Raw genomic sequence first — 13,669 nt, forward strand, 5'->3', positions numbered from 1 at the left:
TCTGTAAAGTTAAGGATCACCCACTGCTTATTGCTTTTCGCAATTGAAGCAGGAGACTTACTTGATTTGGTTAAATTGCAGCCAGTAAAACAGCCATCAGATTAGAGACCGCATGAAACAGGACTGGCACTCTCAGATCTTCAAATCGATGGTAAAGCAGATTCAGGATGATCCCCATCGGAAAAGCAAACAGGATCTGCAGCAGATTGCCATGATAAACCGCAAAGATCGCCGCTCCCAAAAGGACTGCCTTCTTTACGGAAACATAGCGTTCCAACTTGCGGTAAACAAGTCCACGGAAAATCAGCTCTTCTGTGACCGGCACTGCGATACCCATTCCAAGGATCTGGAACAGCATCCGGCTTGAGAGCAGGGCATCCTGTGATTCACTGGTAATCCCATAATCCGATACCAGAAACGACATCAGTGCCGAAAACAGGATATTCAGCCCGGCCGCCGCCACGATCACGATGATCCACTGGATCCAGGTTATCTTTCTTTTTTCTTTTCTCCACAAGTTCTGATCTTTCCGGTAGAGCCAGAAGAACAACGGCATTGTGATGACGGCCGCCAGCATGGTCTGAAAAGCCGCATCTCCAATGCCGAGTATTCCGGTAAGCTGCAATGCCAGAAAATGTACCAATATCGGAAAAACAAGATCTATGATTTTATATTCCAAAGCCCATCACCTCTTAAGTTTTGAACCATCATAGCATATTTTTCCGTTCAGAACAATCTAGATCTACACTTTTTGTCGATGCTTAACCCAATACAGCATCCCTGACAGACCAGACAGCACTATAAAAACTACTGTAACTGTCATCTGTCCCTCATCCCTGTCTTTTTCTTGTTCCTGTCTTTCCGGCTCGTTTGATAAAGAATTCGTCTCTTTCTGCAAAAAGCCGGCTTTTTTCTGCTTTTCCCCATGTGTTCCGTTTTCTGTCTGTTTCTGTGTCTCAAAGATTCTGTTCTTGTGCTTCCCTTTCTTCTCCGGCAACAGTTTTTTCCGTTCGAGTTCTTTTTCCAGCTCTTCTTTCAGAAGATACCGCACTTCTTTATTTCCGGCTGTATCAAAAACTTCCAGCTGCCATTTTTCTCCATGCCCAAAGGAGATCTCCCAGCTGCTTTCCTGATTTTTGCTCTCTTTATACAGGCTGCCATTTTTGCAGAGCCAAATTTTTGCAAAATCAACATTATCTTCGCAGATCGTCTGAACCTGAAAGCCTTTTTCTGTTGCTTTTATTGGAGCGATCACACAGATTGGCGGTGTCCGGTCAATCGCAAAGTCCCGGCATAATGTTTTTTCTTTTTCCGACAACCGATGTCCTGCTTCATCCTCCAGAAAAAGCTTCAGACTGTACCTTCCTTCTTTTTCAAAAACAGCCTCCGATACTTCATAATCATACTCCGTGAATCCTTCTGCTGTTGGCCTGTATTTTTTCTGATAATCTTTTCCTTCTTCCAAATTTCTTGCTTTTCCGTCAAATATGCATTGCAGCTCTTCCTTTTGCATTTTGTTGACATCCCACACCCGAAATTTTAACTTCTGTCCCTGCTGTGCTGTTTTCTGTTTCAGAAATTTCTGCATGGAAGCATCCGTCGTAAGCTTCGGACCAGAGCGGTTCACTGCAAAACAGATTTCCTGCTCTTTCCGATTCCCTGCAAGATCTTCCGCATAGATTTTCAGCCGATACCAGCCGTCTTTCAGATATACATCATCGCCGCTCTCCCCTGTATTACTGCCGCTGCTTTTCTTATCTTTCAATTCTGCCTTTCCCTTTTTCCAGTTTACAGGCATGTCCAAAAGCTGTTCTTCTTTTGCGGATCTTCCGGTTCTTTTGTACAGCTTTATGTAACTCTTCTTTTGATTTAAATAAAATTCTTCCAGGGAAATCTTTACTTTATAATCAGAAAGCAAAATCTGATTCTGCAGCATCCCCTGTATGACAATCTCCGGTGATGTACGGTCGATCACAACTTTTCCGACCGGAAGATATCTGGCATTTCCAAAGGCATCTGTCAGTTTTACATACGGATACCAGATTCCTTCTTCCTGAATCTCAATCTGCTTTCCTTCTCTCCATTCTCCCTGCTTCTGTGTGATCTGTCCGTCATCCAGTTTTTCCCTTGCAAGATACCACTGAATCTGAACTTCTCCCTCTGTGTCATCCTGCACATTTTCTGCACTGCAAACACAGAAATCCGATGTAAAAAGCTGCTTCTGTTTCTTTCCGTTTAATCTGACTTCTGCACTCGGTGCTTCCTCATCCACTTCATATGAAATTTCTGTTTTCTTTGACCTCGCCTGCAGCTCCCCGTTTTTTTGGCGACGCTCCATCACAAAACTCCATCTTCCTTCTCCATAAAGAGGCTGTGATACGTTTGTCTGATTGTATCCGCTTCCTTTTGTCGGCTGTGCTTCCAGAATAGCACCTTTTGAGATACGATAAACCTTTCTTTTTGAATCATACACACATTTTCCATATCTTGCCCTGATTTTTATATTTTCCGGATTTGGATCTGTCTCCTCCAGAATAACATTTCCTTTTGCAGTATATCGTTTATCTTCCGGAGCATAACAATAATTGGCATTTTTGCCAGCGACTTCTTCTTTTAAAGTCAAAGCTCCCTGATATACCAGATACTGTCCATTCTGATATATCGGACTGTCTTTCTGTAAAACGTTCTCATCAATCCAGACTTTCGGCATCACAAACCCTACCGGCGGCTGATTGCTCGCCTCTCCGTTTTTCATAAATCCACTGATCTGAATCGCATTTTTTTCATCCGAAAATCTTAAATTTTCTGTTTTGTTGTCCGCAAAATACCCTTTGTTTGCATCACTGATCGACACTTGAAGAATTTTCGGCACAATTTCCACCTTTGTCTCCAGAGCTGCCTTTCTGCACTCCAACACGTACGCATCCGCATCGGTCCCTGCAATTTCATACTCCACATCTACTCGCCAGATCCCGACATTTTTTGAAACAGCATAGCCACACACAACCAGATCGGCGGCTTCTGCGTCCGGTTTACCTCCTTCCCACTGTGCCCGCACTTCCAGATCTACTTTACGTGAATCGTCAAAGATCTTTTTTCCGTTTTTCGGATATGCCTCGTAGACGATCACTTTTTTCCTGTTTTTTACTTTTTCTCTATCGTGATCTTCTTCGCTGTTTTTCGTAACTGCTTCTCTCCTTCTTTCTGTGACACCTGTTTCCGCTTTCACTTTCAAAATATGAAAGCAAATCATACAACAACATATTCCCATCAAAAATATCATTTTGCATATTCTGCCCTTTTGCTTACTCCATTGTTTCTTTTCGATTGCTCACACCCCGTTTCCATTCCTGTACTTCTTCCTCTGTAATCTCATTTTTCTGAAACCATTCTCTGTATAAATCCATTATCTGCTGCATTTCTTCCTCTTCTTTTTTCTGTTGTTCCATTCTTTCATTTATCGTCGCTTTCTGCGGCACCTTATCTTTTGCTGCACCATCTTTTTGTGTATCATCCTTCGTTTTTATAAATTTTTCAATCCAGTTTTCTGCATATTGTTCTCCGCCATTTTCCGCATAAAAAAAGTGATAGATGACAGATAATTGCCCTGCGAAACGATGATAAGCTCTCCTGTTTTTCTGAAGATCACTTTCCGTATAGAAGAGAAGCGACATAAGTTCCTGGTGTTCCTGACGATCCATCTGTCCGTCTTCCATGATACTTTCTAAAAATTGCTGATAACCTTCTTCCCGACCGGGAAATAAGAATATTGCTGATTTGTAATCTGATATGTCTTTCTGACTTAAATAAGTTTGATATAACTGTTCTCGTTTCTGCTCATCCTGAATGGAAATTTCGATGCTTCCAAGTACGGATACGGTAATGATCATCAGAGCTGAAAACAGGCTCATCCTTCTTGTAATGTGCAGATAATCTCTGAATGCTTTTTTCACTTCTGCAACATTTTGAAACCGTTCATCCGGATCCTGTCTTGTGCACTTTTCCAGAATCCGTCCAAGCGGAGAATAACTCTTTTTTCTTTTCCGCTGCTTTTTTTCTAAAATCCACTGCAATGTCCTGCCAAGAGCGTAGATATCCGTTCTCGCATCAAGACTCCTCTGCTGCTCCTGTTCCGGTGCCATAAATCCTCTGGTACCCATAATGCAAAAATCGTCGTTCTGGAAACCCGCCCCGTCCGGATCAATGAGTTTTAATCTTCCCTCTTTTGTCAGAACCACATTGGAAGGTTTTAAATCCTGATAAAGAATCGCCGGCTGTGACATATGAAGGCAGTATAGTGCATCGCACAGCTCTATCCCCCATTTCGCTGCTTTTCTCCCGGAAATTCTTTTTTTCTTTTCTCCTGTCGTAAGGATATGCTCTTTCAGGCTCTCTCCTTCAAGATACTCCATAATAAAACAGCACATCTCCTGCTCCTGTAAAAGATCATAAATTTTCACAAGTCCGGAATGCTCCATACTTGCCCATGCCCGTAGAAGAGCTACTTTCTGTGAAGCTGCAAAGATGGCTTTTGCCGCCCGCAAAGCACCGGTTGCCTGGTGAAACACAAGCCATACTGCTCCTGTCCTCCCCTGTCCTATCCTGCGGATCAGAAAATAACCATGGTGATTCAACAGATGTTCCATTTGCTTTTTGCACTGCACCTGCTCCTGATTTTGTTCTTTCACCGTCATATTACTCTGATATGGCATTCTCAAATTGTCCGATATTATCTGCCATGACTGCAAATCTGAGCCATTTTTTTAAAGTTTTCGCATCTTGTTGTTTTAACTTTTCTATTCCATTATAAAAAGTGTAAACCTCCGGCATTGGAAGTTTTACCATTCCTTTTCTGTAACGTTCTCTTACCGGTACAAGTTGCTCATATGTCCTGCCAATATACAGAAGACTCCTGAGCGGCATATCATGAATAACTACATCTGCGTATACAATCTGCTTTTGATTCTTTTGTTTTTGCATAAGACTGCCCCTTTCTTTTGTTTGTACGAAGCAGTCTGTCCGAATTCAGTATACACAAACCCAAGCAGTTTTTTCAAGCCGCTTCGCACAGGTTCCTTATTTTCTTTTTTCATTGGATTTTCCTGCCGAACGGCATTGAAAAACAGATTTTTCTTTGATATGTTGCTATTATAATGTAAAAGTGATATAATGTCAACAATAAGTTTTTATATATGCAAATTATACTCCGTCAGCTGCCAGCTCCAGTCGAAACTGCAGATCTTCTGTCCATTCTTTCCATTTTGGGGGGACTGTGATTTTTGCCTGAAAATGTACTTTTTTTCCTTCACAAAGTTTTTCTGCACAGTAAAAATAGCCATCTTTTTCGCAATAGAACCAGTTTTCATTCATCTGAATGTTTTCTAACAGATCTCTCTGCTGCGGTGCCATGATCCCGTCTGCCAGTACTTTGACCCGCACCTGCACCTTCGCTTCACTTTTTTCAACGGTGACCCAGGCAGATTTTTCTATTTGCTCTCCCGGTTTTACTTCGATATTCTCCGTCTGTTCTTCCTCTTCTTCCAGTAAAATATGTACCGACCCGTTCATTGTGATATGACGGCTCCTGGCTCCTGCCACGTATCCGAAAAGCAAAATGCCTGCGGATAACACTCCCCACAATGCAGCCAAAAATCTATACATTTTTTTCTTCTTATCTGCTGACGGTTCTTTTCGATGATACCGCCTTGTTCTTCGTTTTGAATACAAGATCCTTTCTTTCAAAATCATAGCATGTTTCCTTTCCCGGCATGTTTCTTTTCCATGCCTGTCCTGTTTTACATCCTATGTTTTCAAAAAAGACTGCATACTTCTTTTTTGTTTTTTTGCCGATCTTTCGAACGCAGAAAACTGCAAAAAAAGAGACACCATGACGCTTTTCGCCACAGTGTCTGATTTTTATCTTATCTCCGACTAAGATAAAGGCTCTGCGAGTTCCGTGTTTTACACTTCCTACATTCTCTCCGGTGATGTGAATCCAAGTACATGGATGCAGCTCTCAAGCACATCTCTTGTCAGCATCAGAAGTGCCAGGTAACCTTTTTTCTTTTCTTCGTTCTCTTCGCTTAAGATCTTGACTTCATGATAGAAATGATTGAAGTCATTTGCCAGCTCATAAATATAGGCACAGATTTTATGCGGTGCCAGTTCTTCAAAAGCATTTTCCATAACTGCATTGAATTTGGACAATGCCAGCATCAGAGCTTTCTCGCTCTCACTGTTTGGTGTCTGGATGGTGATTCCTTCCAGAGAACCGCCTTCTGCCTGATAACGTGCCAAGATGGATTTGATACGCACGATCGTATACAGAATGTATGGACCGGTATTTCCTTCAAAGGAAGTGAAGCGGTCTACGTCAAAGACATAGTCTTTGGATGCCTGGTTGGAAAGGTCTCCGTATTTGATTGCGGAAAGTCCGACGATCTGTGCAGTCTTTCTTGCTTCTTCCGGATCGGTCTCGTGGTTTTCCATGATCTTGCGATACATTTCTTCGTTGATCTCTTTGATCAGGTTTTCCAGACGCATAACGCCGCCGTCACGTGTCTTGAACGGCTTTCCGTCTTTACCGTTCATCGTGCCGAAGCCAAGGAAGGTAAGTCTGGTATCATCCTCTACCAGTTTTGCCTTCTTTGCACAGCGGAAACACTGGATAAAGTGCAGTTCCTGACGTTTATCTACCACGTAGAGGATCTCATCCGGATGATACAGTTTCATTCGCTCGATGATCGTCGCAAGGTCTGTCGTATTATAGAGGGAAGCCCCGTCAGATTTCAGGATCATGCACGGCGGGATTTCCTTGGTGTCAGACTCTTCTTTAACATCTACTACAAGTGCTCCGTCATCGATATAGGCATAACCGTTATCTTTGAGGTATTTTACCATATCCGGGATGTACGGCTGTGCATCGGACTCGCCTTTCCAGAGATCAAAAGATACATCCAGACGTTCGTAATTCTTCTTCAAGTCTGTTACGGATACATTCAGGATGTGTTTTAAGATACCCTGATAACCTCTGTGACCGTGCTGAAGCTGATAGGTTGCCTGCATGGCAGCTTCTTTGTAGGCTTCATCTTCTTTGGATTTTCCGCTTGCAGTCGGGTAGATTTCTTCCAGCTCGCTGATCGTAAATGGCGGCTCTTCCGGATATTCTCCTGTATAACTCTCATCAAAATAAACCAGATCCGGTTTTCTCTCACGCAGCTCTGTGATGATCAGTCCCATCTGCAGACCCCAGTCTCCAAGATGTACATCCCCGATCATCTCATGGCCCATAAAACGTCCGAGACGTTTGATGCTCTCACCGATGATCGCAGAACGCAGATGTCCGACATGCAGCGGTTTTGCCACGTTTGGTCCGCCGTAGTCCAGGATGATCTTCTTTGGATGCTCTGCTTTTTCTACGGAAAGATTTTCATCTGCCTGCATCTGTTTTAAATACTCTGCCAGATAATCTCCGGAAAGCTTCAGGTTGATAAAGCCCGGACTGACTGCCTGTACTTCCTGGAAAATACCGTTTTCCTTCAGTTTTGCCACAACATCATTTGCGATCATGATCGGAGCTTTTTTGTAGGTTTTTGCTGCTGCCAGTGCACCATTACACTGATATTCGCATAAATCAGGACGGTTGGAAAGCGTCACTTTTGCAAAATCGGCACTGTAGCCGGCTTCTTCAAACGCTTTGACAACCTCTTCTGAAATCAGATCCAATATTTTTTTCATATGGTTTTCCTTTCCTCTAAACTGTTTATTTTCCGGTATCCTGCCGGAAACTCTGTTTTTTATTATAATGTTTCGCTTTCTTTTTGTAAAGGAGAATATAAGACCTTCTCAAGGGTAAGTCCCTTTGCCGGTGCCGTAAATCCTGCCTTTTCGCGGTCTCTGACTTCCAGCAGTTCTGCCACGGAGGAAAGACTTCTCTTTTTCATTCCAACTTCCAGAAGTGTTCCGGTAAGAATCCGGATCATATGATGCAGAAACCCATTTCCGGTGTATGTGATCACGATTTCCCCTTCTTTTTCTTTCAGATCAATGCTGTAGAGCGTCCGCACCGTTGATTTTTTCATCCTCCTGTTGGCACAGAAGCTCTTAAAATCATGTGTCCCGGTAAGGATCTCTGCCGCCCGGCACATAAGCTCCATATCCGGCTTTTCTCCGAAATCATAGATATAACGCCTCTCAAATACCTTTTTGACTTCTCCGGTGGCGATCCGGTAAACATAAATCTTCCCGGTGGCATTCAGTCTGCTGTGAAAACGCTCCGGAACTTCTGTCACTTCGGATACGGCAATATCTTCCGGCAGATAACGGTTCAGATACTGTTTCACTTCCTGTGGATCGACCTGTTCCTTCAGATGTACATTTGCCACCTGCTCTTTTGCATGCACCCCCGCATCCGTGCGTCCGGCTCCCTGGATCTGCACTTCTTCCCCGCACATTTTGGACAGAACCGCTTCGATTTTTCCCTGAATGGTGGATTCGGTACGCTCCTGTCTCTGCCATCCTTCGTAGCGTGTTCCATCATATTGAACTAATATCTTATAATTCACCGTCACACTCTCCTTTCTTTTTCCGTCTTTTTCGTTCTTTTTCTATCTTTTTTATGCATAATACTTCAAACTCATCATCATTTTTCTTTCACTTTCATTCTCAAACAGTCAATCCGTCCAATTCGGTCACCGTTTTTTCTGAATTTCGTCCATTTCTTTCATAAACGCTCAAAATCTATTCATGATTTCTTCACAATCACAACACATGGATTTCATATTTTCATTTTATTATAATAACTGTCAAAGCAAGAAACACTTTAGACAATTTTTCTTTTTCATAACTCCCTCTTATTTTAACATTTGCGGAATGCTTCGGAAAGGCATTCCGCTTTTGTTTTATGATAAGATGGAAAATAAATTACAGAAAGCCACATCGCAGCTTTCTGCATTTTTTAATATACGGTAATATCTTTCAGCTCTTTTTGCAGTTCTTCTCTTAACAGTTCTTCCGCTTCTTCCGAAGAAAGATTTCCATCTCTGTTCAGGGCATTTAAAATCATCCGCAAACATTCATGGATCACACCATCCTGCGAGGTAAGTGTACGTGTTTTAATGCTTGGTATGATATGATCCATATAATAGATGCCCAGATCCTGATTTCCGAACCAGCGGCTTTTATAGCTTTTCAGGGACGGATCTTCTTCGTATGGCTTTTTTGCCGTAGTCATAAGTCCCATGGAGTTGAGTGTCCTTGCCCCTTCGGTCGAAAGTGTCGCAAATTTCAGAAATTCCCACGCCAGACGTTTATCTTTGCAGGTTTTTGTGATTCCCATACTTGTCCCACCCCAGTTGGCATTTCCCTCCGGTGCACTCATCAGCCCCCAGCGTCCGAGATTTTTCTGCTGCGGATCGCTTGATTCAATGCTGAATTTGACAGACCAGGTTGCACAGGCGGTAAAAATGTGCCGGTCTTCCCGAAGTGCCTCATTCCATGCCGGTGTCCAGGTGATCAGATTATCTGAAATATGCTCATCACGGAAACGGGTAATCAGCGACAGGGAACGGCCGAAAACATTTTCCACATTGATCTTTCCATCATTTACCCAGACCATATCGGACTGTTCCTGCGTAAACTGCCGGATATCCTCAAGTGAAAACCACATATAGACCTCGCCGTTGCTTTTTTCGTAAACTTCTTTCCCCTTCTGGATAAAGGCTTCCCAGGTCGGCATCATCTTTTCCAACTCTTCCGGATCGTCTGTTCCAAGATATTTTTTTGCAAGATCTCTGCGATACGCCAGCCCTGCCGGTGAAAGCGACTGTTCAATCCCACAGACATTTCCTTTGCTGTTGATCATATGCGGGTGCAGATATTCATAAACTTCCGAAAGACGGAAATTGTATGGTTCCTGCTCCAGTGGCTCCCACATATCAAATTCAAACACTTCACCTCTGGAGTCGATGACAGACCAGGCAATGTCCGGAAGTTCTCCGCCGACGATCAGTGCTGTTTCATATTTTTTTGGCATATCTTTGTTTTCAACGGAAGTATACTCAAACCTAACATTTGGATAGATCTTCTGAAACGCCTGTGTGACCGTCTGATAATAGTCGGTATCCCACCCCCACATGGTCAGTGTCCCTTCATAATCTTTCGGAAGTTCTTCGTCAAAAGAAATTTCCTGTGTTGCTTTGTTTTTGCTCTCGGTTTTTGTTGCCTCTTCTTTTTGCTCTTTTTCCGGTAAAACCACGGTTTGCTTTTTCTGACATCCGGTCATCAGACCTCCGCTCAGAAACATCACCGTCAGAATCCTTCCGATTTTTCTCATTTTCAATCTTTTTCCTCCGCCCTTTTTACCGGAAGTGTCAGAATGACTGTCGTTCCTTTTCCTTGTGTGCTTTGTATCTCCATTCCAAATCCCTCTCCGTACAGGTAGTGGATACGGTCACGGACATTCTCCACACCGATGTGTTTTCGTGCCTTGTTTTCTGCCATGGTCTCTCCCTGCTTAAACCGCTTCAGCTGTTCTTTGCTGACACCAATCCCTTCATCTTTTACCATAATACAGAGTTTTTCTCCCTGCTTCTGAATGATGATCCAGATCTTTCCGGATGCTTCCGTCGGCAGGATCCCGTGCAGGATCGCATTTTCCACAAGCGGCTGGATCATGGTTTTCGGCACCAGGCAGTCCTTTAATCCCTCTTCGCATTTTACTTCCACCTGAAATACATCCGGATAGCGGTATCTTTGAATATCCAGATAGCATTTCGTCAGTTCCAGTTCTTTTTCAATGGTGGTTTCTACATTTCCATCCCCGACTTTTAAAGTCTCATGCAGTGTATAGATCAGGGAGTGTACGATCTTCACTACATCCTGATTTTTCCCGGCCGCCGATAAATATACTACTGTATTTAATACATTATAGAGATAATGTGGATTGATCTGTGAGAGCGTAATGTCATATTCCATGTCACGTTTTTGCTTTTCATAAGCAATACGTTCCTGCTCTCCTTTGTACAGCTCCGTCATCATATCCTGGAAACATTGATATAAAATCTCGATCTCATCGCCGGTATGGACGATGTGGATCGGCTGCTGTTTGCCATACTCCGTGCGTTCCATCTGCTTTGACAGTTCCGTCACCGGACGCACCATATTCTCCAGGATTTTGGAAACAACGAGCAGCACCAGTCCTACGCAAAGTAAAAAGGAGAGCACAAAAAACTTCAGCACAAAACTGCTGTTTTCCAAAAGATCTGCATTGGTAAGGAACGTACAGAGCTTCCATCCGGTCCCCTCTACCGGTATGCAGATCAGATAACCGCCGGAAGTATGATAAATATTTTCCTGATCCAGCCCTCTTTCTTTTATGGCATCCCGTAGCACATTCTTTTTATCCTTCTGGTACAGAATTTCTGAATCATTTCCGATCAGGGCAGCAAAGTCCTGTGTTTTTGCATAAGTCTTCACCTGCGTCAGAAAGTAGTCCAGGCTCATCTCCAGATAGAGTGTCGCTTTCAGATGACCGTAACGGCGTTTGTCATACATTGGGATCGCATAACAGATCTTTCTTGTATCATTTCCGGAGTCACTGTCATAATAGGGATCGGAATAGATCCATTCCTTCTTTGCAGTGTATTCTTCCAGTTCCTTCTGCTTTAATTTTTGCTTCAGATAGGCACTGTCCCTGGAGCTGTAACTGCTTCCGAAAAAATTTCCGTCTGCCATCCGAAGAACAGACCCTTCCAGATAGGTACGCAGATTATTATAAAACACCAGCCGTTTTGTCACCTTATCATACTGGTTCTGCCTGCGGAATTCATTCCCTTTGACGTTCTCTTCCAGAAGGTACTGCATCTGTTCATCCACCAGAATACTCTGTGCAAACCGGCGGTTATCCTCCGCCTGAAATGCAATCTGGCTGCCAACCTGCATCAGACGGTTTTTTTCTTCTTCAAGCCTCTGTTTTCGCACCACCTGATTAAAATATAAATAGCCGATCAGCGTACTCAAAATCATGGAACATATCAAAATCAGAGAAATACTCCGCAGGATCCGTCCTTTTAAATGTTTTTTGTCTCTTTTCTTTCGCTCTGTTTTCATTCTTTCCTCTGTTTTTTATATTCCTGCGGTTTCATCCCTACGTTCCGCATAAAGATCTGGCTGAAATACTGGCTGGTGCGGTAGCCAACCATCTGGGCTGTTTCTGCGACCGTACTGTTCTCCTCCAATAGCAGACGCTTTGCCTCGGAAATTCTTACATTGGTCAGATATTTCAGAAAGGTCTGTCCGGTTTCTTTTTTAAAGATCTGTCCAAGATATACCCCGTTCATATGAAATTTCTCACCGAGCAGCTCCAGGCTTAACTCCTGCGGATAATTTTTTTCGATATAATCGATCATATCCAGCACCGTTCTGGAATAACCAAGCCGGGCTTTTCTTGCATATTTCTGCTGTATGTACGAAAAATTCCTGCAATAATACTGTTCAATCTCACGGATCGTATAAAGCGGTTCTTTCAGATCGATCTCTTTGCAGTTTTCACTCTCGCACAGTTCCCCGAGCAGATTGCTTAACGAAGGCAGGAGCATTTTGCAGTCTTCCAGATCTTCCTTTTCCCGGATTCCCGAAAAAATTACCTCGATCTGCTTTTCCAGCTCCTCTTCTGAACCATAGATCGCTTCCCGCAGTATGCGGATCTGTTCACCCCAGATTGCTTTCTTTTCTTTTTCCGGCATTTTTTCCATTGCACAGATCGCCTCATCTTCCCAGAACACGGAATAACGGATCTGGCGTGATATGGTGCGGAAAGTCTCACTGATCTCCTCCGGTGTGATTTCGTAGCTGTAGACCATGTTAAAATGCATCTGCAAACACAGCTCCAGCTGATCTGCGATCTGATGGCATTTTCGCAGGATCAGACTGTTCACCATGTATTTGCTCGCTGTATTTTCAATGCGGTAAAGTAAAATCCAGTTGTTCTCCGTGATTTGCACATCTGCCGCATAAAACACAATATTTTCCAGGCTCTCTTCCAGAATGTTCCGCACAGCCTCCTGCTCTTCTTCGGTCCACCTTGTCTCGGCAAACTCACCCTGAATGACCGGATTACGTTTGTGGAGAAGCAGAAGAAAGAAGCGATTGCCCAGGATGCTCTTATCCAGTTCTTCTGCCGTCACCCGATGGTAGATCAGCTGATTCATAAAATATTTCTGATATATTTTTTTCTTATTGCCTGCTCTCTCCAGCTTTTCTTTCACTTCTTCCAACTCTTTTAGAATCAGTTCCGAAGAAAGCTCGTGTTTCAGAAGATAATTGGATACGCCGTAGCGGATTCCCTTCTGAGCATAATCAAAATCACGGTACGCCGAAAGCAGGATCACAACGGTTTCTTTGTCTTTTTCTTTGATCTGTCTTGTCAGCTCCAGACCATCCGTTCCCGGCATGCGGATATCCGAGATCACGATCTGCGGATGCGTCCTGTCAAAAAGTTCCAGAGCCTTTTTCCCACTCGTCGCACATCCCACCACATGATAGCCGTTTCTTTCCCAATCCACCATGTTTTTCAGATATTCCAGTGCCAGTACTTCATCGTCTACCAGCATAATATCGGTCATAGCACTGCTACCTCCCTGTATAAAAACAGCCCCGAAAAAATCGGGGC

The 13,669-nt window shown here is 43.4% G+C and carries 10 protein-coding genes; all 10 read right to left on the minus strand.

The window, feature by feature from the left end:
• Nucleotides 1-70: 70 nt before the first annotated feature.
• Nucleotides 71-679, minus strand: coding sequence for a type II CAAX endopeptidase family protein (locus GPK60_RS00820; protein WP_022117964.1), 609 nt, complete (start codon nucleotides 677-679; stop codon nucleotides 71-73).
• A 63-nt stretch (nucleotides 680-742) separates the two neighbouring features.
• The gene (locus GPK60_RS00825) at nucleotides 743-3,253 is read right to left on the minus strand and encodes a hypothetical protein (protein ID WP_215658672.1); all 2,511 of its coding nucleotides are present in this window, start codon (nucleotides 3,251-3,253) and stop codon (nucleotides 743-745) included.
• 52 nt (nucleotides 3,254-3,305) lie between these two features.
• Nucleotides 3,306-4,646: a serine/threonine-protein kinase gene (locus GPK60_RS00830; protein ID WP_173899291.1), complete on the minus strand. Its 1,341-nt coding sequence runs from the start codon at nucleotides 4,644-4,646 to the stop codon at nucleotides 3,306-3,308.
• A 49-nt stretch (nucleotides 4,647-4,695) separates the two neighbouring features.
• The gene (locus tag GPK60_RS00835; RefSeq protein WP_215658685.1) at nucleotides 4,696-4,980 is read right to left on the minus strand and encodes a hypothetical protein; all 285 of its coding nucleotides are present in this window, start codon (nucleotides 4,978-4,980) and stop codon (nucleotides 4,696-4,698) included.
• A 219-nt stretch (nucleotides 4,981-5,199) separates the two neighbouring features.
• Complete coding sequence (locus GPK60_RS00840) at nucleotides 5,200-5,748, minus strand: hypothetical protein (protein ID WP_215658673.1); 549 nt, start codon at nucleotides 5,746-5,748, stop codon at nucleotides 5,200-5,202.
• A 222-nt stretch (nucleotides 5,749-5,970) separates the two neighbouring features.
• On the minus strand, nucleotides 5,971-7,737 hold the full coding sequence (gene argS, locus GPK60_RS00845; RefSeq protein WP_147631761.1) for an arginine--tRNA ligase: 1,767 nt from the start codon (nucleotides 7,735-7,737) through the stop codon (nucleotides 5,971-5,973).
• A 62-nt stretch (nucleotides 7,738-7,799) separates the two neighbouring features.
• Nucleotides 7,800-8,564 carry a tRNA pseudouridine(38-40) synthase TruA gene (truA, locus tag GPK60_RS00850; RefSeq protein WP_215658674.1) on the minus strand — a complete coding sequence of 255 codons (765 nt, stop codon included), beginning with the start codon at nucleotides 8,562-8,564 and terminating at the stop codon, nucleotides 7,800-7,802.
• A gap of 392 nt (nucleotides 8,565-8,956) precedes the next feature.
• A complete protein-coding gene (locus GPK60_RS00855; RefSeq protein WP_252191253.1) occupies nucleotides 8,957-10,333 on the minus strand; it encodes an extracellular solute-binding protein in 1,377 nt (458 codons plus the stop codon).
• Between the two features lie 2 nt (nucleotides 10,334-10,335).
• Nucleotides 10,336-12,108 carry a sensor histidine kinase gene (locus GPK60_RS00860; protein WP_215658676.1) on the minus strand — a complete coding sequence of 591 codons (1,773 nt, stop codon included), beginning with the start codon at nucleotides 12,106-12,108 and terminating at the stop codon, nucleotides 10,336-10,338.
• On the minus strand, nucleotides 12,105-13,622 hold the full coding sequence (locus GPK60_RS00865; RefSeq protein WP_215658677.1) for a response regulator: 1,518 nt from the start codon (nucleotides 13,620-13,622) through the stop codon (nucleotides 12,105-12,107). The genes GPK60_RS00860 and GPK60_RS00865 overlap by 4 nt, the downstream gene beginning before the upstream one ends.
• Nucleotides 13,623-13,669 lie beyond the last annotated feature (47 nt).

Origin of the sequence: Ruminococcus sp. MCC718 (assembly GCF_018783905.1) — a bacterium.
GTDB classification, from domain to species: domain Bacteria; phylum Bacillota; class Clostridia; order Lachnospirales; family Lachnospiraceae; genus Hominisplanchenecus; species Hominisplanchenecus faecis.